Annotated in this window: 26 protein-coding genes and 1 pseudogene; 25 read left to right on the plus strand and 2 right to left on the minus strand. The window is 61.8% G+C overall.

Going from position 1 to position 25,041, the window contains the following annotated elements; genetic code table 11:
- The first annotated feature begins 125 nt into the window (after nt 1-125).
- On the plus strand, nt 126-533 hold the full coding sequence (locus tag RLCC275e_RS04160; protein WP_033182848.1) for a GFA family protein: 408 nt from the start codon (nt 126-128) through the stop codon (nt 531-533).
- 169 nt (nt 534-702) lie between these two features.
- Nucleotides 703-1,179, plus strand: coding sequence for a hypothetical protein (locus RLCC275e_RS04165; protein WP_033182959.1), 477 nt, complete (start codon nt 703-705; stop codon nt 1,177-1,179).
- Between the two features lie 109 nt (nt 1,180-1,288).
- On the opposite strand, the gene RLCC275e_RS04170 is transcribed toward RLCC275e_RS04165, so the two are convergent.
- Entirely contained in the window at nt 1,289-2,134 is an 846-nt protein-coding gene (locus RLCC275e_RS04170; RefSeq protein ID WP_033182849.1) for a dienelactone hydrolase family protein, read from the minus strand.
- Nucleotides 2,135-3,299: 1,165 nt separating this feature from the next.
- Between RLCC275e_RS04170 and RLCC275e_RS04175 the strand changes: the two genes are divergently transcribed.
- The 17 genes and pseudogenes from RLCC275e_RS04175 (at nt 3,300) to RLCC275e_RS04250 (ending at nt 19,960) form a co-directional block, all read left to right on the plus strand.
- A complete protein-coding gene (locus RLCC275e_RS04175) occupies nt 3,300-3,536 on the plus strand; it encodes a spike base protein, RCAP_Rcc01079 family (protein ID WP_033182850.1) in 237 nt (78 codons plus the stop codon).
- A gap of 21 nt (nt 3,537-3,557) precedes the next feature.
- Nucleotides 3,558-4,031, plus strand: a complete 474-nt coding sequence (locus RLCC275e_RS04180) for a terminase small subunit-like protein (protein WP_033182851.1) — start codon at nt 3,558-3,560, stop codon at nt 4,029-4,031.
- Nucleotides 3,997-5,568, plus strand: a complete 1,572-nt coding sequence (locus RLCC275e_RS04185) for a hypothetical protein (protein WP_033182852.1) — start codon at nt 3,997-3,999, stop codon at nt 5,566-5,568. The genes RLCC275e_RS04180 and RLCC275e_RS04185 overlap by 35 nt, the downstream gene beginning before the upstream one ends.
- Nucleotides 5,568-7,667, plus strand: a complete 2,100-nt coding sequence (locus tag RLCC275e_RS04190) for a hypothetical protein (protein WP_130707368.1) — start codon at nt 5,568-5,570, stop codon at nt 7,665-7,667. Before RLCC275e_RS04185 ends, RLCC275e_RS04190 begins: the two co-directional genes overlap by 1 nt.
- A 13-nt stretch (nt 7,668-7,680) precedes the next feature.
- A complete protein-coding gene (locus tag RLCC275e_RS04195) occupies nt 7,681-7,992 on the plus strand; it encodes a hypothetical protein (RefSeq protein ID WP_033182854.1) in 312 nt (103 codons plus the stop codon).
- Nucleotides 7,993-8,108: 116 nt separating this feature from the next.
- Nucleotides 8,109-9,209 carry a hypothetical protein gene (locus RLCC275e_RS04200; RefSeq protein ID WP_033182855.1) on the plus strand — a complete coding sequence of 367 codons (1,101 nt, stop codon included), beginning with the start codon at nt 8,109-8,111 and terminating at the stop codon, nt 9,207-9,209.
- A gap of 15 nt (nt 9,210-9,224) precedes the next feature.
- Entirely contained in the window at nt 9,225-10,199 is a 975-nt protein-coding gene (locus RLCC275e_RS04205; protein WP_033182856.1) for a phage major capsid protein, read from the plus strand.
- 22 nt (nt 10,200-10,221) lie between these two features.
- Nucleotides 10,222-11,007, plus strand: a complete 786-nt coding sequence (locus RLCC275e_RS04210; RefSeq protein WP_033182857.1) for a hypothetical protein — start codon at nt 10,222-10,224, stop codon at nt 11,005-11,007.
- Nucleotides 11,008-11,375: 368 nt separating this feature from the next.
- A complete protein-coding gene (locus RLCC275e_RS04215) occupies nt 11,376-11,948 on the plus strand; it encodes a hypothetical protein (RefSeq protein WP_130707370.1) in 573 nt (190 codons plus the stop codon).
- A gap of 16 nt (nt 11,949-11,964) precedes the next feature.
- On the plus strand, nt 11,965-12,672 hold the full coding sequence (locus RLCC275e_RS04220; protein ID WP_033182859.1) for a phage adaptor protein: 708 nt from the start codon (nt 11,965-11,967) through the stop codon (nt 12,670-12,672).
- The gene (locus RLCC275e_RS04225) at nt 12,669-14,492 is read left to right on the plus strand and encodes a hypothetical protein (protein ID WP_033182860.1); all 1,824 of its coding nucleotides are present in this window, start codon (nt 12,669-12,671) and stop codon (nt 14,490-14,492) included. The genes RLCC275e_RS04220 and RLCC275e_RS04225 overlap by 4 nt, the downstream gene beginning before the upstream one ends.
- Nucleotides 14,489-14,905: a GNAT family N-acetyltransferase gene (locus tag RLCC275e_RS04230; RefSeq protein WP_033182861.1), complete on the plus strand. Its 417-nt coding sequence runs from the start codon at nt 14,489-14,491 to the stop codon at nt 14,903-14,905. Before RLCC275e_RS04225 ends, RLCC275e_RS04230 begins: the two co-directional genes overlap by 4 nt.
- A complete protein-coding gene (locus RLCC275e_RS04235; protein ID WP_033182862.1) occupies nt 14,871-15,875 on the plus strand; it encodes a tail fiber domain-containing protein in 1,005 nt (334 codons plus the stop codon). Before RLCC275e_RS04230 ends, RLCC275e_RS04235 begins: the two co-directional genes overlap by 35 nt.
- Nucleotides 15,875-16,189: a hypothetical protein gene (locus RLCC275e_RS04240; protein WP_082229823.1), complete on the plus strand. Its 315-nt coding sequence runs from the start codon at nt 15,875-15,877 to the stop codon at nt 16,187-16,189. The genes RLCC275e_RS04235 and RLCC275e_RS04240 overlap by 1 nt, the downstream gene beginning before the upstream one ends.
- Nucleotides 16,177-16,379: pseudogene (locus RLCC275e_RS34180) on the plus strand (tail fiber domain-containing protein); the annotation flags it as partial. The gene RLCC275e_RS04240 and the pseudogene RLCC275e_RS34180, both read left to right, overlap by 13 nt.
- Nucleotides 16,370-18,475: a phage tail tip lysozyme gene (locus RLCC275e_RS04245; RefSeq protein ID WP_171816963.1), complete on the plus strand. Its 2,106-nt coding sequence runs from the start codon at nt 16,370-16,372 to the stop codon at nt 18,473-18,475. The pseudogene RLCC275e_RS34180 and the gene RLCC275e_RS04245, both read left to right, overlap by 10 nt.
- Before the next feature lie 129 nt (nt 18,476-18,604).
- Entirely contained in the window at nt 18,605-19,960 is a 1,356-nt protein-coding gene (locus RLCC275e_RS04250; RefSeq protein WP_033182864.1) for a hypothetical protein, read from the plus strand.
- A gap of 74 nt (nt 19,961-20,034) precedes the next feature.
- Here the strand turns inward: RLCC275e_RS04250 and RLCC275e_RS04255 are convergent, their stop codons facing one another.
- A complete protein-coding gene (locus RLCC275e_RS04255; protein WP_033182865.1) occupies nt 20,035-20,997 on the minus strand; it encodes an acyltransferase family protein in 963 nt (320 codons plus the stop codon).
- A gap of 292 nt (nt 20,998-21,289) precedes the next feature.
- Here RLCC275e_RS04255 and RLCC275e_RS04260 point away from each other — a divergent pair, with 292 nt between their 5' ends.
- The 6 genes from RLCC275e_RS04260 (at nt 21,290) to RLCC275e_RS04285 (ending at nt 25,039) form a co-directional block, all read left to right on the plus strand.
- The gene (locus RLCC275e_RS04260) at nt 21,290-21,847 is read left to right on the plus strand and encodes an acyltransferase (protein WP_033182866.1); all 558 of its coding nucleotides are present in this window, start codon (nt 21,290-21,292) and stop codon (nt 21,845-21,847) included.
- Nucleotides 21,848-22,147: 300 nt separating this feature from the next.
- Nucleotides 22,148-22,402 carry a DUF7940 domain-containing protein gene (locus RLCC275e_RS04265; RefSeq protein WP_033182867.1) on the plus strand — a complete coding sequence of 85 codons (255 nt, stop codon included), beginning with the start codon at nt 22,148-22,150 and terminating at the stop codon, nt 22,400-22,402.
- Entirely contained in the window at nt 22,377-22,841 is a 465-nt protein-coding gene (locus RLCC275e_RS04270) for a lysozyme (RefSeq protein ID WP_033182868.1), read from the plus strand. The genes RLCC275e_RS04265 and RLCC275e_RS04270 overlap by 26 nt, the downstream gene beginning before the upstream one ends.
- On the plus strand, nt 22,841-23,203 hold the full coding sequence (locus tag RLCC275e_RS04275) for a hypothetical protein (RefSeq protein WP_033182869.1): 363 nt from the start codon (nt 22,841-22,843) through the stop codon (nt 23,201-23,203). The genes RLCC275e_RS04270 and RLCC275e_RS04275 overlap by 1 nt, the downstream gene beginning before the upstream one ends.
- Before the next feature lie 19 nt (nt 23,204-23,222).
- On the plus strand, nt 23,223-23,435 hold the full coding sequence (locus RLCC275e_RS04280; RefSeq protein WP_033182962.1) for a hypothetical protein: 213 nt from the start codon (nt 23,223-23,225) through the stop codon (nt 23,433-23,435).
- The gene (locus RLCC275e_RS04285; RefSeq protein ID WP_033182870.1) at nt 23,432-25,039 is read left to right on the plus strand and encodes a hypothetical protein; all 1,608 of its coding nucleotides are present in this window, start codon (nt 23,432-23,434) and stop codon (nt 25,037-25,039) included. Before RLCC275e_RS04280 ends, RLCC275e_RS04285 begins: the two co-directional genes overlap by 4 nt.
- Nucleotides 25,040-25,041: the final 2 nt, after the last annotated feature.

Consider the following 25,041-nt stretch of genomic DNA (forward strand, 5'->3'; position numbering starts at 1 on the left):
AAGACGGTGGAGCTCCATCCGGTCATGCTTTGCCGCATGCGAGGGTCCTGGCAAATTTTGATAGACCGTGTCGATTCCGGCGTCGTAAAATCGACAACCGTGAGAAAAACACGGAATGAGCCCCCATGCCCATATTTCATGCGCAGTGTACCTGTGGCGCCCTTGCCCTGGAGGTCGATGGCGATCCTGTGCACAACCACGTCTGCACGTGCACGCGTTGTCAGCGTGCATCCGGCAGTGCACTTGCGCATAATGTGTGGTTCCGTGAGGAAAATGTCCGGATCGTCTCCGGAGAATATTCCGTATGGTATCCGCAAGGCGAAACCACGCCGGATGTGATGAAAGCCTTTTGCCGGATCTGCGGCGGGGGCGGATTTTCCAAATCCGGAACATACTTTCCCGGCACTGTCGTCATCGCCGGCGGCACATTCGCCGATCCGTCCTTTCCGGCACCCGACCATGTTCATTGGTGGGACAATCGCCCGCATTGGCTCGACCTCGCCGAACCGATCGAGCGTCTTGCTGGAAATTGACCTCTCCGGGCATCGCTTGCGTCACCCCTGAATGATGCCGCTTATGTTTGAAACCTGCACAACACGGAGGCTCTCTTTTGCCCCCGACGCAGCGGATGGCGCGTCAAGTAGCCAGGGATAGCGGAGTTGAGTTGCGGGCAACCATATGCTGATGCAGAGTGCCGTGGAAATGGGAAGCCCAAAAGTGACCAGGAAAAACCGTAGCAACCCGCGCTCGCGAAAACACACCGCCGACGCTCCAGCGGTCGACGCGTTCACCCGGAGCGCGCTCGCATCGGATCTGACGTGGCTGCCGGATATGACGGGTGTTGGAAAGCCACCGCTTACCGCTGAGGCCTATATAGAGGCCTATCTCGCAGATCCCGGCGAATGGTATTGGTCGACGATTTTACTGCACGATCCGAGCGAGGTCGTCTTGAAACGAGTGCTCGCCATTATCGATCAAGCCCGATTGCCTGGCCACGAAAAAGCGCTCGGTCAATTGGGCGCCGGCCCGCTCGAAGACATGATGTCGGAGGAGTTGCTGGATCATCTGCAACATTGGCTGCCCTTCACGCCGGCCATGCGCCATGCGCTCAGTCTGGTTCGAATGGATGTCGAACCTCCTGTCTTGCAACAGCGACTGAAGGCGATGCTCTCGCGGTAGTGCCTCCGCGGGCGGCGGGCATGGATTCCAGGCTCAAGGCCTGGAATGACGGAGAATGGGGTGCGTTACCGCCAAGCTCCCCGCCGGCGACGCGCTCCGAGCTCGTGCTTTAATTCGAGAGGTATTTTTGGAGGAATGTGTAAACGCTGCGGATCGATTTTTCGGCGGCGTCTGGATTGTATTTTTCGATGTGACCCAACACCTTCCTTCCCACCTTAAACTCCGGGGCATCGAAATCGTGGTAGGTACCCTTGTAGATGTTGAGCTCGATGGGCGGGCTATCGTCACTCAGACGCGCAAGCCTCTTTCGGCATCGGTCAGCCGGGCTCCAATTGTCTCGTTCGCCACTCAAAATCAGGATCGGCACGGTCGCATCGCCCTGACTTGCGGCGCAGACCGGATAGTAGGCAACCGCTGCTTTGAACTTGTGGTCCATAAGCTGTTCGTTACCCTCGATTTTTGTTCCCTCCAGCGTCGCGGTGCCGCCCGCTGAAAAGCCCATCAAGGCGACGCGACTGATATCGACAAAGCTTTGCTTCGATAAAAAATTCAAAGCGCCATAGGCGTCGAAGACGCGATCGGGGAGATAGCTTTGACACGTGTCCTTGATGTTGCGGGTGGTGAAGCTATCGACGACAAGCACGACGTAACCCCAGGAGACCAGCCGTTTCGGCCAAAGCTCATTGATGCTCAACCGCATACCCTCGCATCCATGCAGGACGACGACCGCCGGGAAGGGGCCATCACCCTGGGGGCGGGATAGATATCCGAGCAGGGGCGTGCCTTGCGGTTGAGGGAGGTTCTCTCCCTGTTCATTGGCCTTGCGTATTCGAAATGGGCTGAGCTTTACGGGCGCGCTTTCGAACCGCACCAATTCGTCGGCATCAGCCCGGTTTCCAGCGAGCGTGGCGCTGAGAAAAGCGACAAGGCAAAGAAAAAGTCTCGTGGTTTTCACTGAGCTTCTCCACCGTTGGATCAACAGCCTGCTTATTGTACGCCGGACCTGAAGGCGCGCAAAGCGGGCGAGGGGTTTTACCGCCGATTGGGTCGGGTTGGGTGGCGTTCAAATTAACCGCATGCTGCGGCTAGAAGCCCTTGATCACCCCCTGGCAGGTCGTTTATGACTAGCGTAAATACAGGCTGCGAGATTTGAATTCAGAGGTGATGTCGACCAAGTCGGCGCCGCCCTCCGATCGTACACGCCATTCGCCAAGGCTTGCGGATTTGCCACAGGGCTCACCTCTTGCTCCGTCCTCCTCGGGCTTGACCCGAGGATCTACGTCGACCTCCACCAGCAGCGGGCATGGATCCCAGGCTCAAGGCCTGGGATGACGGAGGTTGGGGAGCGCGTTTTGCCAGATCCGCCGCCGGCACGGGGTAAGCCGTTCTGTCGCCGACTGGGTTGCGCAGGCTAGATTCCAGACTGCCCCACGACCACAATTAGCCCTTGATCACCCCCTGGCGGATCATTTATCACTACCGTAAATCCAAGCTGCGAAATTTGAGTCCAGAGGTGATGTCGATCAAATCGGCGCCACCGGCTGATCAAGGGTGACATGCCGAACCAGATCGCGAGACCGGCAAGACCACGTTGATCGAGCCAATAACATCCGTCAGCGTCGCTGAGCCACCACCGCAGATTTGCCACAGAGCTTACCCCTTGCTCCGTCCTCCTCGGGCTTGACCCGAGGATCTACGTCGACCTCCACCAGCAGCGGGCATGGATCCCAGGCCCAAGACCTGGGGTGTCGGAGATTGGGGAGCGCGTTTTGCCAAATCCGCCGCCGGCGCGGCGTAACCGTTCTGCCGCCGACTGGGTTGCGCAGGCTAGATTCCAGACTGCCCCACGACCACAATTAGCCCTTGATCACCCCCTGGCAGATCATTTATCACTACCGCAAATCCAAGCTGCGAAATTTGAATCCACAGGTGATGTCGACCAAGTCGGCGCAGCCCTCCGATCGAATGTGTCACTCGCCAAGGCTTGAGAACCGGTCATCTTAGACGTCCGGACACCGTCCTCAGATCATCGTTGATCCCCATCCCTTTCCGCCTGACCTCTCATGCTCGATCACATCGGGATCGGGCCGGATAGCGCGCCTCTTCCAAGGAGAACTGCAATGGACCCTTCGATTGCTCCGGCCTCGCGGGCCGCAGTGGTAACGCCGAACGATACCGCCATTGTCGGTGCGCGCGCGCTTTATATCGGCACGGCGGGCGATGTGGCCATTGCGCCGCGTCGGGACATGGATCCTGTGATCTTCAAGAGCGTGCCGGCCGGGACGATCCTGCCGGTTCACGCCGCCATCGTGGCGCTGACCGGGACCACGGCATCCAACATCGTCGCGCTGTTCTAGACGCTCCAGAAGCGGCGCCTCATGGGCAGACCCATCAAGTTCACCCAGGCGATTGCCGACAGGATTTGCGAGCGCATTGCTGACAGGGAAAGCCTCCGGTCGATCTGTCGGGATGAAGAGATGCCGTCCATGTCGAGCGTGCTGTCCTGGCTCGCCGATGACGAGAAGGCCGCGTTTCGGGTCAAATACGCCCTGGCGCGCGAGATCCAGGCGGACGGCTTTGTCGATGAGATGGTCGAGATTGCCGATGACCGTGCGGACGACTGGATCGAAAAGAAGAATGCGAGCGGCGAGACCACGGGCTGGCAGGAGAATGGCGAGGCCATCCGGCGCTCGCAGCTCCGCATCGCCACCCGGCAGTGGGTCGCCGAGAAGCTGAAGCCGAAGAAATACGGTTCCAAGGTCGAGCCCGACCATGGCGCGGTGACCGGCGGGGTTTCGCAGTTGCTGGAAGATATCAATGGCAAGACGCGCGGACTTCCAAACGGCAATTGACCAGTTTTCCGACTGGCGCTGGCGTCTGAACAATCTCTATTGGATCACCGACAAATCGGGCAAACGCGTCAGGTTCGAGATGAACTGGACGCAGATGACGTTTTTCGAGCAGATGCATTATCTGAATGTGCTGCTGAAGGCCCGCCAGCTGGGTCTCACGACCTTCATTCAGATCTTCATGCTCGATGCCTGCGTCTTCAACAGGGATATCCGCGCCGGTACCATCGCCCATACGCTGGGCGACGTGCAGACGATCTTCCGGGACAAGATCAAATACCCCTATGACAATCTGCCTGATGGTATCCGCAACGCCGTGCCTGTTGTCAGGGCCAACCAGACCGAACTGCTGCTTGGCAATAATTCGAGCATTCGTGTCGGCACCTCGCTGCGCTCGGGAACGCTGCAATATCTTCATATCTCCGAATATGGAAAGCTTTGCGCGAAATATCCTGACAAGGCGAGGGAAGTCCGCACCGGCGCTTTGAATACGGTGCAGGCCGGCCAGCTGGTCTTCGTCGAAAGCACTGCGGAGGGCCAGGAAGGGCATTTCTACACGCTCTGCGAAGATGGCCAAGTCAAGCAGCGCCAGGCGGCGAAACTGACCGAACTGGACTTCAAGTTCCATTTCTTCCCGTGGTGGAAGGAGCAGCAATATGCGATCGCGCCTGAGGGCGTCATCATCACCGATGCTTTCGCAAAGTATTTCCGCAATCTGGCCGATCAGGGCATCACGCTGACGGACGGGCAGAAGGCCTGGTACGTCAAGAAGGCCGAAACCCAGCTCGGCGACATGAAGCGCGAATATCCCTCGACGCCGGCCGAAGCTTTCGAGGCGAGCGTCGAGGGCGCCTATTACGCCGACCAGATGGCGGTCGCCGACGCTGAAGAGCGCATCGGCGTCTTCCCGCATGTCGAAGGTTATCCCGTCCATACCATTTCAGACATCGGCATGGACGATACCAACAGCGTCTGGCTGTTTCAGGTGCTGCCCGGCCGTGTGCGGATGATCGGCTATTTCGAGCACACCGGCACCGGCATGGACGGCATGCTCGACGAGCTGGAGCGGCGTAGCGCCGAGCATGGCTATGTCTACGGCGTCCACAACATGCCGCACGACATCAAGGTCAGGGAATGGACGCGCGGCGGCATGACCCGCATCGAAGTCATGCTGAGAGAGGTCAAAGCCCGCGGCCTTGGCACCGTCCGCAAGATCGAGCGCGCCTATGTCCATGACCGGATCAACGGCACCAGGCGCATTCTGGCGAAGATCGAGTTCGACCAGGCCGGCTGCATCCAGGGCATCAAGTGCCTGAGGAACTACCGCAAGGACTGGGACGAGGATTTGAGCGTCTTCCGCGACGAACCCCTGCACAACTGGGCCTCGCACGGTGCCGACGCTTTCGGGGGCCTGGCGATCATCTTCACCGGCTTGGCGCCCGAACCGCTGAAGCCGCAGGTGAAGAGCCTCCCGACCTTCCAGACGATGACCTTCAACGAATTTGCCGATTCCACCCCTGCATATAGCGAGCGTGTTTGATGGAAGACGAAACAACGGCTTTGGCGGACGGGCAGCAATGGGACCTGGCAAAGGTCGGCGCCCGTTGGCAGCAGGAGCTCGAGCGCGCGCAGCGTTATTTCAGATCCTGGCATGACCGCTGCGTCAAGATCGAGAAGATCTATCTCGACCAGCAGTCGGACCAGACGAATGCGGCCAAGCGAAGGTTTCCGATGCTCTGGGCTAACACCTCGGTGCTGCAGCCGGCCGTCTATGCCCGGGTGCCGCAGCCGGTCGTCGAGCGCCGCTTCAAGGACGCCCAGCCGGTGGCGCGCATGGCCTCCGAGCTCGTCGAGCGCAACCTGTCCTATATGGGCGACGAAGCCGATATCGATTCCATCATGCGCGCGGTGCGCGACGATTTCCTGCTCTGCGCCCGCGGCACGGTATGGCTACGCTACGAGGCCGATTTCGAGCCGCTCGACATGGGCGTTCAGCCTTCCGACGCGCCTGCGAATAGGGGCTTGCCCGAAGGTCTCCTTGGCGGGATGGGCGAGGATGGCGGAGCGCCGCCGGAGGCGATCAGCGACGAACGTGTCTGCATCGATTATGTGCACTGGTCGGATTTCCTGCATTCTCCGGCCCGGCGCTGGAAGGATGTGACATGGGTGGCGCGCCGCGTTCCGATGACCGACGAGGAGATGCAGAAGCGGTTCGGCCCGGACGCGATGACATCTCTCCAGGCGCAGGGTGCCGGCAGCAACAAGGGCAGCAACCAGACGGAGCGCGCCGAGAACGAGGGCAAGACCCATGTCTGGGAGATCTGGTGCAAGAGCGAGAACTATACGGTGTGGATCGCCGACGGCGCGCCGGTGGCGCTCGAAGTGTCGGAGCCGCCGCTGGATCTGACACACTTCTGGCCTTGCCCGCGCCCGGCCTATGGCACGATGTCGACGAGCTCGCTGATCCCGGTTCCCGACTATGTCTATTATCAGCAGCAATGCGACGAGATCGATCTCCTGACGAAGCGCGTCAACAAGCTGACCGATCAGCTGCGGCTGAAAGTGTTCTACCCCTCCGGCGATGGCGCGATCTCGCCGGCGATCGAGAAGGCGATGCGGCCGGAAAACGACACGGTGATGGTGCCGATCCCGGAATGGGCTGCCTTCACCGACAAGGGCGGCTCGAAAGCCATCGTGACGCTGCCGATCGACGAGGTGCAGAAGGTCATCATCGCCTGCATCCAGGCCCGCAAGCAGCTGATCGAGGACGTCTACCAGATCACCGGCATCTCCGACATCGTCCGCGGCGATACCCAGGCGTCGGAGACGGCAACGGCGCAGCGCATCAAGAGCCAGTGGGGCTCGATCCGCATCCGCGACCGCCAGTCCGAGCTTGCCCGCTTCGCCCGCGATATCATCCGCCTTGCCGGCGAAATCATCTGCGACCAGTTTCAGCCGGAAACGCTGATGCTGGTGAGCGGCATCAAGCTGCCGACCATGGCTGAAAAGCAGCAGGTCCAAATGCAGATGCAGATGGCGGCACAGCAGGCCGCGGCGCGCGCCGAGCAGCTGGGACAGCCCGCACCGCCGCCACCCGAGATGCCGCCGCAGCTCCAACAAATGATGCAGCAGCCGACGATCGACGAGGTCGTGCAGCTCTTGCGCAACGACAGCATTCGCGGCTTCCAGATCGACATTGAAACGGATTCGACGATCGAGCCCGACGAGGACGCCGAAAAGCAGCGCCGCATGGAATTCGTGCAGATGATCGGCGGCTTCCTGCAGCAGGCCGGCGCCATGGCGCAGCAGAACCCGATGCTGGTGCCTGTCATGGTCGAGACGCTGCTCTTTGCCGCCCGCGGCTTCAGGGCCGGCCGCCAGCTCGAAAGCACGCTGGAGCAGGTCGGCGCCCAGCTCTCCGAGGCCGCCACTGCGCCAAAACCACCGCCGGAGCCGCCGGCCGAGCAGATGATCAAGCTGAAAACGGCTCAGGTGAAGGCGGGTGCGGAACAGCGGAAAGCCGAGCTTGGTGTGGCGCAAGCCGAGATCGAGCATCGCGCCGTGGTGGAACAGGCACGCGGCGAGGCGGCGGCGCAGGCCTTGCAGCAGCTGCAGGCGCAACAGCCTGCCTATCAGTGAACGGAGTGAAAGCATGAGAGAACGCTATTGCCGCGTCTGCGGCGGCTGGCACCAGCTCGACAAATGGCCGCACAACTGCATGCCGGTAAAGAGCCAGGCGCAGTCCGATCTGCCAGCGCCGCATTTCGTCAGCGACAGCATCGATATCCAGTCGATGCATGACGGCAGGCATTACACCTCGAAAGCCAAGCTGCGCTCCGCCTACCGGGCAGCCGGCGTGGTCGAGATCGGCAACGAAAAGCCGCAGCCGATCGAAAAGCCGAAGACGGATCGAAAGGCGATCCGCAAGGAGCTGCGGCGAGTTCACGCCGAATACAACGCTTAGAGCCCAGGAAAGGCTCTAAACTTTTGTTTTTACGCAATTCCGGACGGAAAACCGCTTCGCACTTTTCCTGGAATTGCTCTAACGGGCATCAACCCCCGACAAAGGAAGTTTCCGACATGGACATGGAAGACCTGAACGAGGCCGGCAACGGAAGCGAAGATTTTGGCGCGTTCGACGACAAGCCCCTGAATGACAGGCCAGTCAGCATCCGCGACAGCCTGAAGGCAGCGATCGACACCGTCGAAGGCAATGGACCGGGCGATATTACCGGCCAGCCGCGCGACGGGGAAAACGGCCGCTTCCTGGCCAAGGGGCAGGAGCAGGCCGCCACAGCGGCGAGGGCAGGGCAGGCGCCCGCGGCAAACGCCGCTCAGCAGACGCCCCAAGCACAGACCCAGATGCAGACCCGGGAACAGCCGGCAGGCATCGGCAGCCGGGTTCCGCCCGGCTGGTCGACGGAAGCCAAGGCGCAATTTGCAAGCCTTCCCGGAGAAGTGCAGGCGGCCATCACCAAGCGGGAACAGGAGGTCGATAACGGCTTCCGCGTTCTCCAGGATTACAAGGGGCTCGAGGAGTTCACGCCGCTCATCCGCCAGGCCGGCATGACCCATGCCGATGTCATGCGCCGGGCGATCGACTGGGAAAAGGCGCTCATCCACAATCCCGTCAACACCGTCGTTCACGTCGCCAGGATGGCAGGCGTCAATCTTCATGCCCTGGTCAATGGCCAGACGGATCAGGTCCTGCAGCGGAGTTCGCAGCAGGCCGGACCACAGCCCGGACTACAGCAAGGAGGACCGCAGCCTCGACACGTCAACGTCGAGGCGACGGTCGAACATGTTTTGCGGAAAAGGGACACCGAAACTCAAGTCGATGCCTTCCTTTCCGACCCGGCAAACGCGCACGCCGATGATGTGCTTGATGACATGATCGCCCTTATCAATGCAGGGCGGGCAACGTCACTCCAGGACGCCTACGACGCCGCATGCTGGATGCGCCCGGACATTCGCCAGCAGTTGATCAACCAGACTGCGCAGGCGCCCGTCCGAGAACAGCAAGCCCAGAGGGCAGCAGCGGCAGATCAAGCCCGCCGCGCCTCGCGATCCATCTCTGGATCTTCCGCGCCGGGGCCGACCCGCGATGCGGCAAGAGGCCAGCCCACCTCAATCCGAGACTCGCTGCGCGACGCCATGCGTTTTTCGCGCGGTCAAGTCTGATCAAAGGAATGATCAATGCCCATTTCGCCCAACCTTTCTGAAATCGTGACCACGACGCTGCGCAACCGCAGCGGCACGGTCGCCGACGACGTGACGAAGAACAATGGTCTTCTCACCCGTCTGAACAGCCGCGGCCGCAAGAAGCCCATCTCCGGCGGCCGCACCATCGTGCAGGAACTGCAATATCAAGAAAATGGCAGCTTCAAGCGCTATTCCGGCTACGATATCCTGAACGTCCAGCCCTCCGACGTCATCACCGCTGCCGAATACGACCTCAAGCAGGCGGCGGTGGCCGTCTCGATGTCGGGCCTCGAACAGCTGCAGAATTCCGGCGAGGATGCGATCCTCGATCTGCTTGAGCAGCGCATCGAAAACGCCGAAACGACGCTGAAGAACAACATCGCGCTCGACTGCTATTCCGATGGCACGGCCGATGGCGGGCGTCAGATCGGCGGCCTGCAGCTACTGGTCTCGACCTCGCCGACATCAGGCACCGTCGGCGGCATCTCGCGCGCCACCTGGGGTTTCTGGCGCAACCAGAAATTCTCGGCCTCGGCCGATGGCGGTGCCGCCGCCTCGAATGCCAACATCCAGAGCTACATGAACCGGCTCTATATGTCCTGCGTTCGCGGCTCCGACGCGCCCGATCTTGTCGTCGCCGACAACAACTTCTTCCGCCTCTACTGGGAATCGCTGCAGGCGATCCAGCGCATCACCTCGGCGGACAAGGGCATGGCCGGCTTCCAGTCGCTGCAATACATGGGCGCCGACGTGATCTTCGACGGCGGCTTCGGCGGCGGTGCGCCTCTCAACCAGATGTTCTTCCTGAACACCAAGTACCTGTTCTATCGCCCGCACCGCGACCGCGACATGGCCCCGATCGGCGACGAGCGCATGAACACCAACCAGGATGCCTTCGTGCAACTGATGGGCTTTGCCGGCAACCTCACCATGAACAACGCCTTCCTGCAGGGCGTGTTGTTCGCCTGATCGTCAACGAAAGGAAAAGCAAATGTCGGTCGCAACAATCCAGTCCGATCGTCTTGGCGCGAACCCGTTCGTCGTCGAAGGCCCGATCGTTTCCGGCTCCGGTATTCCGGGCCCGAACTTCTCCCTCGGCGCTGTCGCCGGCGGGGACCGCGAATCCGAATGGGTCTATTGCCAGCTGGTGCTGGCCTCGCAGACGACCCTTCAGCCCGGCCAGTGGTTCCAGTGGACCCGGGATTATGTCGCCTCGCTGCTAACCACGGCGGCTGCCGTCGTCGGCCAGCGCTGCGGCGTCTTCTCCGGTGCCGCCCAGCCGCCGACGCTGACCGGCGGCCCGGTCGGTGCTATCACGCTTGCACCCGGCACCTATTATGTCTGGCTGCAGCGCAATGGCCAGGCGCCGGCATTGGTTGCAACCGCAACGGCGGCCCTTGTCGTTGCCGAAACCACGACCACGGCAGGCCAGGCGAGCGCCCCGGCATCCGCCACGGCAACCACCAAGGCCATCGCCAACGTCAACTTTGCGGCGGCCAACCAGACGTTCACGGCAACCACCGTCAACGGCTCCAACCTGCTGACGAGCCTTTCCGGGCTGAATGCCGGTTCCGGCCCGTTCATCGGCGCGGCCGTTTCCGGCACCGGCATATCAGGCGGAAGCACCATCTCGGGCATCACCTACAACCCGAACGGCGTCATCCAGAGCATCACCCTCTCGGCCAACGCCACCGCCAACGGCACCGGCATCACCATCACCGCGACGGGTGTGCTCGAGGCAACGCTGATGCGTCCGTTCCTGTCGAAGGTGAACTAACATCGACGGGCGCTTCGGCGCCCGTTTCGGCAACCTCTCTATGCGTGACTGCCCCTCATCCAGTTCGTGCCGATGGCTGCCCCTCACCCTAACGCTACCCGGGTCGAGCCACTCGTCTCGACCCGTCCTCCGGACCCCCGTAAAAACGGGGAGAGGGGACGTGCCAAACGCAACGTCGAGATTGACGAAGCCGGCGCGGCATATCCCCTTCTCCCCGCCTGCGGGGAGAAGGTGGCGGCAGCCGGATGAGGGGCAGTCGGCGATCTCATGCGTCGAGAACGACGCCGAGTATCGTTTGTGAACAATCACGCCCGAGGCGCTTCGACGCCCGCTTCCTTTCCCCCGCCATCAACAGCGAGACAAACACAATGTCCGACAGCAACACCGGAATTTATGCCTCCTTCAGCCTCGAACCGGTCGAGCAGACCTTTTTGACGGAGAAGGAAGGTCGGCCGATTTTCGCCGACAAGGAATTCGTCCGCATCTTCATCTCCGGCGACAAGCACACCGAAGTCTATCGCGAGGTGACCGACAACGACAAACAGCGCTTTTCCCAAGCCTATAAGCGCTTCAAGGAAGGCGCCGCCGCCCGCGAGCAGCTGACCGGCACGCCCCTGGCGCAATGGCCCTATCTGAAACCCAGCCAGATCAAGGAGCTGGAGGCGGTCAACATCTACACCGTCGAGCAGCTCGCAGCCCTCTCCGACACCGTCAAGCAGAAGATCGGCATGGGAGCGAACGAGCTCGTCGCTGCCGCCCGGGCCTATCTGGCAACCGCTGAGAACTCGAGTGCCGCCTCGGCCTTTGCCGCCGAAAACGAACGGCTGAAGGACGAGGTGACGCGCCTGCAGGAGCAGATGAGGGAGATGGCCTCGCGCTTCGAGGCGCTCGAAAACGAATGCCAAGCCGGCGCCAAGTCCCGCGGCCGCGTCGCTGCTTGAACCGGAGATCCCGCGCATGTCGCTCTTGACTATCATTCAGAATGTCTGCGCGGAAATCGACCTCGATCCGCCGACGGCCGTCATGTCCTCGGCGGATCCGCAGATCATGCAGCTGCGCATCCTTTCCACCCGCGCCGGGCGCGACCTGATGCGTGAGCACGACTGGTCGGCGCTGATGGTGCAGCGGCAATTCGTAACGACCGGCGCCAACCCCGAGCCGGCCGAGCCGCCCGCCGACTGGGACCGTTTCGCCGCCAATTCGAAGATCTGGAACGCCTCGCGCCTCTGGCAGCTCAATGGCCCGGTGGAGCCGCAGACGTGGCAGCGCAATATCATCCTCAATTCGAACCCGGTGCCGCAGATCTGGCGCATGGCCGGCGGCAAGCTTGACATCCACCCGAATGCTGCAGGCGAGACGATGGCTTACGAGTATATTTCCGGCTTCTGGGTGGCGCTGAATGGCGAGGCGACCTATGCCGCCAATTGGGCCGGCGACACCGATACCGCCCGTTTCCCTGAAGACCTTCTCGAGCTCTCGCTGATCTGGCGCTGGAAGCGGGCCAAGGGCCTCGACTATGGCGAGGAGATCGCCAGCTTCGAGCGATCCAAGGAAGCCGCGATCGGCGCCGATCGGGCGGCAGCGCCCGTCGACCTCTCGCTGCCGGGCAGGGGCCAGGCGCCCGAGAATTATTGGCCCGGCACCATCACGGTCCAAAATCCATGACCCGCAAACCTGTCCCTCAAAACGGGCGCACCCGCCGCGTTTCGCCCAGCAAAGACTGGATCGCGCCGATCGGCGGCTGGCGAACCGATGTCGAGATGGCGGATATGCCCGCCGATGCGGCCTTTCAGCTCGACAACTTCTTTCCCGAGGCAAACCGGGTGCGCGCCCGCTATGGATTCCTCGCCTTCGCCACCGGGCTTGGCGCCGACGTGCAGACGGTCATTCCCTATTCCGGCGTCGGCAACCGGCTGTTTGCCGCCGCCGGGGACAAAATCTTCGACGTGACGGCGGGCGGCGCCGTCGGTGCGCCCGTCGTCTCCGGCATGGCAAGCGCCCATTGGTCGGTGCAGCAATATACCAACCCGGCCGGCCAGGAGTTTCTGCGCCTCGTCAACGGCCTCGACACGCCGCTGCTCTTCAACGGCACTGCCTGGACGAATAACTTTCTGGTGGGCACCGCAACGCTCGCCACCCAGAATGTTGCCATCAGGAACACGGCCTATACGCTGAGTTTCTTCGGCACCGGCTCCGTCACCCTTTCCGGCGCCTTCACCGGCACGCTGAACGGCACGGGCGTCGCCAACCGGGTGTCGCTGACCTTCACGCCGGCGGCCGGCACGCTTGTCGTCACTGTCTCAGGAACGGTCACCAATGCGCAGCTTGAGACGGGCGCGGTCGCCACACCTTACGTTCCCTCGACGATGATATCAGGCATTCCGGACGCATCGCTGCTGATCGCCGTCACCGCCTATCGCTCGCGTCTGTGGTTCATCGAGAAGAATTCGACCAATGTCTGGTATCTCGCCACCGACGCCGTCAGCGGCGCGGCGACGGTGCTGCCGGTCGGCGGCAACATGAAATATGGCGGCACGCTGATTGCGATCAATGTCTGGACCATCCCTGTTTCGACAGTCCTGCAGCAGTGCCTGGTGCTGATCTCCTCGGAAGGCGAGGTGATCGTCTTCCAGGGTTCGGATCCCTCGAGTGCTTCCAATTGGGGGCTGATCGGCACCTTCAAGCTCGGCCGGCCGCTCGGCACCGATCGATGCCTGCTGTCGGTCGGCGCTGATCTCGCGATCATGACGACGGACGGCATCGTGCCGATCACCAAGGCCGTGCAGCTCGACCGCGGTGCCACCAGTCTCGGGGCGATCACCGCCAAGATCGGCCCGACCTGGCGCGAGACCGTTGCGGCGACCGGCACGACCTCTGAGGAGTGGCAGCTTTCGAGCTTCCCGGCGCGGCAGATGGCGATCGTCAACCTGCCGTCCTCCTTCGGTCCCTATCAATATGTGATGAACACCGAAACCGGGGCCTGGTGCCGCTTCGTCGGCATGCCCGCCTCCTGCTGGACGACATGGCAGGACCGGCTGTTCTTCGGCGCGGGCGACGGCACGGTTTATGAGGCCGAGGTCGGCGCCAACGACAATGGCGTGGCGATCGATGCGCTGATGGTCGGCGCCTGGAGCCGCTATGGCGACGGGCTCTCGACCAAGCTCTCGAAGCTGATCGGGGTGACGGCGCAGATCGGGGTTTCCACGCTGATGTATGCGGGGATCTCGGTCGACTACCAGACCAAGATTCCCAACGCACTTCTGTCATCGATCGAGAACAATGCGGCGGCGAAGTGGGGAACGGCGGTCTGGGGTGTCGCGAAATTCCCCGGCATTTCGCTTGTCCGCAAATTCGCCTCGGCCGGCGGCGCGGGCTCGGCCTTGGCGCCGACGATCCGTGCACTGATCTCCGGCTCGTCCGGCTCGGTCTCTGAGGCGGCCGTGGTCGGCGGCTCGGTGCTTTACGAAAAAGGCACGCCGATTTGATCGTCTCCGAACCGCGCGAGGAGATCGCGGCCTGGGTCGGCAACAGGATCGGCGTGGCCTTTCACCCGCCTTACACCACGCTCGCCCATATCGACCGCGGCCGGATCATCGCCGGCTTCGTCTTCAACGTCTGGACCGAGCATGATGTCGAGGTCTCGCTCGCCGCCGATCGGCTGACGCTGACGCTGATGCGATCGGTCTTTCGCTATGTCGTGCACCAACTCGGCTGCCGCCGCGCAACCGCAAGAACCCGCGCCGACAATGCCGAATCCCAACGGGTTCTCATGCGGCTCGGCGCCCGCCTGGAAGGCTGCCAGCAGGCCTATTTCGGCGACTGCGACGCGCTGCTTTACGCAATCATGAAAGAGGATTTTCCCTATGGTCTCCACGCCGAAGGCCCCAAAGGCGCCTGATCCGACACAAACCGCAGCGGCGCAGACGGCCACCAACGTCGACACCGCCATCGCCAATGCGGGGCTGAGCCACACCAACCAGTACACGCCTGACGGTTCGCTGGAATACAAGGTCAGCGGCTACCAGACGATGACCGACCAGACCGGCAAGACCTATCAGCTGCCGACCTATTCGGCCTATCAGACCTATTCGCCCGAGAACCAGGCGATCTACGACCAGACGCAGCAGACGCAGCTCGGCCTTGCCAAGCTTGCCAACGACCAGACCGGCAAGATCTCGGGCGTGCTCGGCACCAATGTCGATCTCAGCGCCGGCAATGTCGACAAATATGTCAACGATCACTGGCAGTCCGGCTTCAACAACCAGTGGGATCGCGATCAGGCGAGCCTCGATCAGAGCCTTGCCGACAAGGGCATCTCGATGGGCTCGGCCGCCTATGACAATGCGCTGCGCGATTTTTCGACGCGCAAGCAGGCCGCATCCGACCAGTATCTCGGCGACATGTATTCGAATGCCCAGAACTCGATCCTGACCGAGCGAAACCAGCCGCTGAACGAGATTTCCGCGCTGATGTCGGGATCGCAGGTCCACCAGCCAAGCTATGTCAACACGCCGACGACGCAACTGCCGACCGTCGACCAGGCCGGGCTGATCAACGAGAACTACAATCAGCAGATGGGCCTCTACGACCGGCAGGTCGCACAGTCGAACGCGGCGATGGGCGGCCTCTTCGGCCTCGGCGGCTCGCTGCTCGGCGGCTGGGCGAAGTCCGACCGGCGGCTGAAGGAAGACATCAGGCGCGTCGGGATGCTCGACAACGGCCTGCCGGTCTACGCCTTCCGCTACAAGGAAGGCGGCCCGACCCAGATCGGCCTGATGTCCGACGATGTGCGCACGATGCATCCGGACGCGGTGTTCGAACACGCAGACGGTTTCGACCGCGTCGATTACGGAAGGGCGGTGGGCTGATGGGATTCATATTTGGCGGCGATACCGGCAAGACACAGGGCGACATTAGCGACCAGCGCAAGCGGCTGGCCTACGCCATGCTGCAGCAAGGCATGGATGCGAGCCCGATCCAGTCTCCTTGGGAAGGGGTCGCGCGGCTTGCAGAGGGCGGGCTCGGCGGTTTGGCGATCCGCCAGCAGCGGCAGGAGCAGCAGGCGGGTGGCGCCGCAGGGACCGCCGCTTTGACAGGCCAGCCTTCCCCATCAGCGCCGGCCTCTCCCGGCTTCCTGTCGTTGCTCTTCGGCAGCGGACCGGTGGGCCGGACCGGCGGCTGAAGCAAGGCATCAGGCGCGTCGGCCCGCTGAACAACGGTCTGCTGGCCGACGCCTTCAGGCACAAGGACGGCGGCTCGACCAATATCGGCCGGATGTCCGACGATGTGCGCAAGATTCATCCGAACGCGGTGTTCGAACAGACGGTTTCGACCGCGTCGATTACGAAAGGGCAGTGGGCTCATGTCATTAAAGTCATTCATATCAGGCGGCAATACCGGCAAGACACAGGGCGAGATTAGCGACCAGCGCAAGCGGTTGGCCCAAGCTATGCTGGAGCAGGGCATGGAGTCGGGTCCCGTACAATCCCCCTGGCAAGGGGCTGCGCGTCTTGTCCAGGCACTGATGGGCGGACTGGCGATCCGCCGGCAGGAGCAGCAGGCAAGCGGCGACGGTAGCGGGGCGCCGGCTGGCGAACCAGGCGACTTTCCCTTCGCGCCGCTGCCCGACAACGGGCCCGTTCCGCCGGAAAGACCCAATCTCGACCTGCTGATGACGACGGACGATCGCGGCGGACAGCCCATGGGCCCGGCCGCCCAGCCGGGCGCCGGTCTCTTCGCGCCGCTGCCCGACAACGGACCCATTCCGACGCCGAGGCCCTATCGCGACCCGATGGTCACGACGGGTGATCGCCGACAACAGCCTATGGCGGGCGGTCAGCCGCCGCAGTTTCCGTTGGAGCACTTCGGCGATCCCGTCGCGCCGCCTGCCAACCCGCCCATTCCGACGCCGCGCCCCTATCGCGATCCGATGGTCACGACCGACTATCGCCGCGAGCAGCCGATGGCGGCCGATCAGCCGGGCGACGAGAGCTTCGCTCCGCTGCCTGACAACGGCCCCATTCCTTCGCCGAGACCTGGATATCGCGACCCGCAGGTGACGACGGACGAACGCCGCCAACAGCCCGCGGCGCCGGTTCCTGGTGGCGGCGGCGCCGGATCCGCAAACGACGGGGCAGAGCTTCAAACGATTCTGTCCGATCCTGTTCGTAGCGCCAACCTGCCGGCCGGCATGCGCAACAACAATCCCGCCAATCTCAAATATGTCGGGCAGCATGGGCCAGGAATCATCGGCCCTTCCGAGAACACCGACCAGGGCGATCCGCAGGTCGTCTATGCCACGCCGGAGGCGGGCATGCGGCACAATGTCTGGCAGATCATGAGGAAGTATCGAAAAGGCATGCTGACCCCGAATCAGATGATCGCTGGAGCCAGCGGATGGACGCCTAAGTCTTTCACGGCGGCTGCCAACATTGCGCGATCGATGGGCATCGACCCTGACGACGATCTCCGGCTGACCGACCCCGCAATGGCAAAGAAGTTTGTTCGCGCCCTCATCACTCAGGAGCAGGGAACATCGGGTGCTCTTTATCCGGACAGCATGATTGAAGCGGCAATCGCTGCACAGTCCAAGGATGCAGTTGCCAGCGTGCCCGTTCCCACCCCGAGGCCGGAATATCCCGATCCGCAGATGACGACGGATGAGCGCCGCCAGCAGCCCGCGACGGCGCCCACGCAGCCCGGCGACGATCCCTTCGCTCCGCCCGGCAACGTGCCCATTCCCACACCGAGACCCAGCCGCCGCGACCGGCAGGCGACAAGGGGCACCCCCAGCCAGCAACCCGTCGACGCCGATGTCTTCAACGGCTTCATGGACACGGTGAAGAACGGCTATAAGCAGCGGGATGGATCGACCATCCAGGTGACCAACCCTTATGGTCTGGCGGCCATCGCCTCGACGGGCCAGTCCGAAAGCCAGTTCTCGACCAAAAGAGCCAACAGCTCCTGGTCCGACCCGAGCGGAAGCGGAAAGCCGGGCACCTCGGGCGGCATCATGTCGTGGCGTAATACTCGCCTGCAGAAGCTCTATAACTTTGCGGCTCAGAAGGGCGAAGATGTGGGCGCGATCAGTCCACAGACGCAGGCCGAGTTCTTCCTGCAGGAGGACCCCCGGCTGATCGCCAGGCTGAATGCCGCTCAATCGCTGGAAGAGGCGCAGCGCCTCATGAACAGAGCCTGGCAATTTGACGGTTACGATGAGCCGGGGAACAAGGAGGTCGCCGATCGTCTGGCCACAGCCAGGAGCTTTATGCCGCAGTACCAGACGGAGGGCGGCGCCGATCCGTTCGCTCTGCCTGACAATCTACCGATTCCGACGCCGGGGCCGGGGCCTCGCGGCCGGCAGGAGACGATGAACCAAGGTCGCGGGCCGGCGGCGTCACAGGCTGCCGGGAAAGCGGACGCACTCGTCCGCGCTCTGCTGGCTCGGCAGCAAAGTGGCCTCTGGTAGCCCGATCCAGGCTTCCGAGGGCAGCAACGGCGGTGGTCCGATTGGATCGCGATCGATCTGCTCGCCGTAGTCGACACTACTCGATCCAGGCCTCGCAACCCGCGGGGCTTTTTCTTTTGGAGAAGGTCAATGCCCAGAAATCCATCCACCGGCGTCTATTCCAAGCCCGCCGGAACGACACCCTCTGTCGGCCAGGTCATCGACCCCGTGCCATGGAACGCACTGACCACCGACCTCGGCAACGAAATCACCAACTCGCTGCCGCGCGACGGCTCGGCGCCGATGGTCGCACCCCTCAAGGCGGCAGGCGGAACGGTATCCGCGCCGGGCATCGGCTTCGCCTCGACGCCGCAGACCGGTCTCTATCTGAAGGGTGGTGGGTTGCTGGGGTTCACCCAGAACGGCGTCGACGTCGCCTTCGACAAGGCTACGGTCTACGCGGCGAAGTCAGGCGATTACACGGCGCTTGCGTCCGACGATAACGCTATCCATCGCTTCACCGCGGCAGCGACGCTCACCCTGACCGCAGCCGCAACGCTCGGCGCGAACTGGCACTATGCCGTCATTGCCGATGGCGGCGATGTGACGATCGATCCGAATGGCGCGGAGACGATCGACGGCGCGGCAACGCTTGTCATTAAAAATGGCTACAGCGTCGAAATCATCTGTTCCGGTGCCGCTTTCTTCACCAACAAACTCTTCGCCAGGATAGCGAGCAAAGCCGACAGCGCCGCTGTAGGCGATTTCGTCGTCGGGCTTATCCTTTCGAACAACAGCGGCAGTCCGAACACTCATATCGATTTTGGCGCCGGCTCCGCTCGTTTGGGCTCGAGTTTCGTCTCGAACCCGTCGTCGATCACAAAGCGGACAAACGGGACATTCGCCGCCGGCACCGGCGCCGGTGGTCTGGACACCGGTTCGGTCGCGGCGAACGCAACCTATTTCGCATATGCGCTGCGCAAGGATGACGATTTGACGTTCGATATCGTGCTGTCGACCTCAGCGACGATCGCCGGAGTCAACACGGCGCTGCTCACCGGCTATACCATCGTCAAATGCATCGGCGTGGTGCTGACGGACGGAAGTTCAAACATTCGGCCGTTTGTGCTGTATCCGCGTGACGAATACACCTTCGTGACGCCGGCGAGGGACGCTATCAACGCCGCTATCTCTACGACTTCGACACTCCTGGCGCTGACAGTGCCAAATGGGGTGAAGGTCAAGGCGAAGCTGCGGTTTGAATTCACATCGACCGCGACGACCAATGCTGTGCTGATCCACGATCCGGCGCAGGGAATTCTTGTTGCTGGCATCTCTGGCGATGGTGGCAACGTAGGCGCCGTCCAGGTTGCAAGCGGCTTTGCCGTAGGGACCCAAGATGTTTGGACGAACACGAGCAAGCAAGTCAGACAGGTCGCAGGAGCTGTTGGCAATATCTGGGTGTGGGCCGACGGTTTCTATTTCCCGTGCGGGAGGAGCGCATAATGCCTTTTGCTTCCCGACCGGGCGATAGTGCAAACAGATCGACGACTTTTTCGCAGTCGCAGCGCAATTATAGCTTACGGTGAATTGAGCGTCTTAGCGATCGATCGCCTTCCGATACTCCGGGAAAGTTCGTGAGCGGGCTTTTCCACGAAGTAGTAGAATGGGGCGATCATCAGAAGGGAGCCAGCACAAACAAGGACCGGGCTGGCAACTCCTAATCGCTCAATTGCTGTCGCAGCAATGACATGCATCAGGTAAATGGAGAAACAGGCCTCTCCCACTTTCTCCAGAACCGCAACAGCGTTGCCGCGCTCGGCGTTCGAAGTCTCCGAAATGATCCATCCACAAGCCAGCACCCCGAAGGGAACCATCGTCAGGTAAAAGCCGGCAGGGGTATTGATGGTCGCCCAATAGAGGATGGATGCAGTAGCTGCCGTAGCGACCCTCCAAAGCCAGACGTTGCCAACAAACACGCCGCGTCGATATGTCTGCGCCAGATAGCAACCCATGAGCCACGCGGGCAGGGAAACGAGCCAGTTCAAAGATGGCCCGTATTTCTGCGCACTGCCATATTCATCAGAGCCTAAACCGATAACGATGGCGTAGGAGACGATGACGGAGACGGCGATCATCGCCGGCCACCCAACTTTCCGCGAAACGGGAAGGAACAGCGGATAGAGCGAATAGTAAATGACCTCGCAAACCACGGACCACAAGATATAGCCGTCCAACGGATTATAGGCGCGGATGCCGACCCACTGCGCGAGAATGAGCGCCACGGCGGTTGGAATCATGATCCGGACGTACCGCCTCTTCAGAAAGATTACAGTAGACAATTCCGCCGCTCGGAACGGGAAGTGGATGCAAAATCCTGAGATCACAAAGAAAGCGATCACGGCAGGGTGGCCCGTGAAGATGTAGCGTGAAATACCAGGCATTGAAGGGCCAAGCAAATGCGCGAATACAACAGACAGAGCGGCAATTGCTCTGACGGTATCAAGGCCTTCGATTCTGTTTGAACTCGGAAGTGATCGCATCTCGCGAAGTAACCGTGAAGCGAAAACTTTAGCAACAGACAACAATTAGTGTACCTATCGGTACTAATATTTATTTAGCAGTCGGCATCGAATTTGACTGGAATCGCGACCTCGTCGCTGCTCCTCAGGGAATTGGCGGCAACGGTGCTCAAGCTGGGCTAACCCACGCAAACTAGTACCTAAGCAACCCGTTTACCAACCTCGCCCCGAGCTTCTAGCGGGGGATTTGCACACGCGATCTCTGGCAATAACTGACGGCGTGAGCTAATGACCTCCGAACTCGGAGGAAATCATGGCAGCCGATAAAGCGTCGTACCGGAATCGCGGAGGAATTCTTCAGCGTCTCGTTAGCGCCTACAAGCGATTTCGCTACTTTAGCCGCGCCGGCTCGAACCTGGTTGTCAAGCTCAGCGCCGAGTTCCGGATGGTGAAGCACGCCGTTCTTGAGGTCGGCAGCAATGTCACGATCCAAGACTATTCGTTCTTCCAACTCACGATGCCTGAGCCGAAGGTGTTCATTGGAAACAACACCGTCATCGGCCGCCGCAACATCATCACTGCCAAAAATCGCATATCCATAGGCAATGATGTGCTGATCGGTTCTGATGTCCAGATCATCGATCACGGCCACGGCATGAGGCGAAACGTACCGATCAGGCTTCAGAAGGCCGAAATCGGCTTTGTCGAAATTGGTGATGATGTCTGGATTGGTGCGGGTGCCAAAATACTGATGAACGTCACGATCGGGACCGGTGCCGTGATCGGAGCAAATTCCGTCGTCACGGCCGATATTCCCGACTATGCGATCGCCGTTGGCTCGCCGGCGAAAGTCGTCAAATACCGCACCTAAACCGGATCCGGATTGTAGGCGGGGTCGAATTTGAGACGTACCGCGTCCCGCTTTGTCTTGTGAGCAACATACGCTGCCTAGGTTTTATCCATACAGTCGCGTCACGCGTTTTAGGTTTGGCTCCTTGCGCCCGGCCTCGTGGATGGTGACCGCCATTCGTTCAAGACTCGCAATCAACGGCATTTAGCGTCTCTTTTCGTTCGACGGGACACGACCAAGCGTCATTGAAATTTCAGCCCGCACCCCGTCTCTGCTCAGGAACCGGGTGCTTCGCCACATCTAAATTCCGGAGCCCACCCCATGCTCGTCTCCAACTGGCGCGCAGTGCTGAAGCACGCCTGGTCCATCCGTTTGATGGCACTGGCGCTGCTCTTCATCATCCTTGAGCCCGTCTACACCTTCGTCGCCGCCACCTGGGTGTCGCGCAACATCTACATCCAGCTCGCCATGTCGGCGATCACCGGCCTCTTGGCCGTTGCGGCGATCATCGCCCGCATCTTCGTTCAGCAGAAAATCTCAGGAGACCTGAATGGCAAACCGCCTGCAGAAGGGTAGTGCCGCCGCGGCCATGGCCGTGGCGCTCGTGGGATCGTTCGAGGGATTGCGCCAGAATGCCTATCCCGATCCGGCGACGCAGGGGAAGCCGTGGACGATCTGCTATGGCAGCACCAATGGCGTGAAGCCGGGAGACCGCAAGACGGTGGAGCAGTGCAGGGCGCTGTTGGCGCTGGAGCTCAAGACCTATGCCGGGGGCATCGAAAGCTGCGTACGCGTGCCCTTGCCGGATGCGCGTTTCGTGGCGCTGACCTCCTTTGCCTATAATGTCGGCGTCAAGGCGGCCTGCGGTTCTAGCGCGGTCAGGCTCATCAACCAGGGCAGGACGGCCGAGGGCTGCGAGGCGCTGTTGAAGTGGAACCGCGCCGCCGGCATGGTTTTTCCCGGCCTTGTCAGGCGCCGGCAGAAAGAACGCCAGTTCTGCCTCGAGGGCATCTGATGTTCGGCCTCCTCGACACGCTCAAGCTGGGCGCCGGCATCGCCGCCGGCCTGATGCTCTATCACCTCTATGCCGTCTCGATCGGCTATCCCTCGGCGGCAAGGCAGGCGCGCGCCGGCTATGTCCTCGTTGCCCAGAAGAGCGCAGCCGAGGCCCAGGCCGCCGAGATGGAGCGCCAGCGCAACGCGGCGTCACAAGCCACCGAAGAGCATCGCAAGCGCCTCGCAGCCGCGGAAGCGGCCGAGCGGGCCGCCAGAGACACACTCGAGATCGAGATCCAATCCTATGAGCTTCAGCTTTCGCAAAAGAACCGCGCTTGCGCTGTCACTGCTGCTGATCGTCAGTGGCTGCTCCGCCACTGAACGCTTGAACAAGGCGGCGGTGACGAAGGGGCAGGCGGCGGCCGGCATCGTCCTGCCGCCGTTGCCGGATGATCTCCGCCGGCAGGAAGCGCATGCGCCTGTCGTTGAGGGCGAGCCTGTCATCGCCATCCTCGCCCGCGAGCGCCAGGCGCTCGACCGCGCCAATGCCCGCCAGGGGCGCACCATCCAATTCTACGACGACCTCACCAGCAGATACGGAACACGCCGATGATGAACGCCATTTCGCTAGCCCTGACGAGCCCGATGGGTGCAGCTGACCTGGCGCCCCCGCCATGGGTGCCGGATGCCAACCGCTATATGCCGGCCGCCACGGGCACCCGCTGGCCGGCGGGTTTCACGCAGACCTACGCGGCCGACCTGAACTATCAATGTTCGAAGCTGTTCTTCGGCTCACCTGATTACGAAACCAACGATTTCCTGATTCCCTTTGTGGGTTTTGGCTGCACGGAGGGCGGCCTTGCGCCGCAAGAGACGATCTTGCCGAATGCCGATATTGCGATCGATGAGGTGTTTTTCATCCATCCGAACGGCACGGAATACCCGGTGCTCTTCGGCGGCAACGCGGCCGCGACCGTCGCGGCGTCGACCGGCATTGTTTACGGGCAGGTGACGCTGCCAAGCGCCCTGCCGGCATGGTCCGTCTTCGGCATCCGAACGGTGTGGCACGGTACGATCGGGCAGACCTATATTGGCGGCTATCGCTGCCAGCGCCATCGGGGCGAAAAATATTGGGCCGCCGCCGATCTGACGTCCATTCGGGCGCTGGCCCTGGCGAACGGGGCGAGCACGCCAGCCCGCGATACGTTCTATAATACGGTCGGCAATGAGAACAACTCGCAGCCTCTTGCCTATGGCCCTGCAATGGTCCTGGCCAAGGGGTGGGACGGCCGGCCGGTTCCGATGGTCCTGTCCGACAGCCTCATCGAGCGTCAGGAGATTGCCGCCACGGCCGATGCCAGGCGCAACATGGGCATGTGGCTGCGCTGGCTTGATGTGCGAGATCCGCTATGGGGCAGTATCATCCCCCTCGTCATGGGCGTCCCCGGCTCGAAGTCGGTGCAGGAACTGGCGACGTCGGCAACCAAGCGCTGGGCCATGATCGATGCGATTCGGGACACATACAATGGCGGCAAGAATATCTGGACGTTCGTTCTCGACCAGTCCGGCCGCAACGATAACAGCGCCACGTCAAGCACATGGTCGAACGCCAAGCTTGGCTTGGTCGACCGCGTCAAGACGCGCTATGGGGCGGGCATCCATGTCGTCGGCGTTACAATAATTCCGACCATGACCGCTTCGTCGGACAGCGGCCGGACGGTCGCCGGCTATACCGTTCCCGCCTTATGGACAACCACCTTGGCGACGGTGAACAACACCATCAAGGCAAGTTCTCGTTACGCCAAGGTGATCGATCAGTTGCTTGCCTTCACTGCGGACACTGATCCGACGAAGTCGCCGGCCGCTGAAATGTTTCCGCTCGGAAACGTCGTCGGGCATCCCGGAAATCAGGACGGCGTGACGACGTGGGACACGATCAGGCTGCCGGCTTCGGTTCCGAACGGCACTCGCATCATGTTCGAATATCAGCCTGGTCTTTGGACATCGAGAACGACCTACGACCGCGTCGACAATGGCGATGGGACGGCGGACTATAAGGTCATTGAAGTCTTTGCCACCAATGTCCAGGACAATGCGGCGCTGCTCGCCCACGGCATGAACCTCGACGTTTCGTCTTACGTCCATCCGGTGCTGCAAGGGATCCTGCGATTTGTCAGCCGCTTGCCGCAATCCGAAAAGCTGAAATTTTACCCCTAGGC

This window comes from Rhizobium brockwellii, assembly GCF_000769405.2.
In the GTDB taxonomy this organism is placed as follows: Bacteria; Pseudomonadota; Alphaproteobacteria; order Rhizobiales; family Rhizobiaceae; genus Rhizobium; species Rhizobium brockwellii.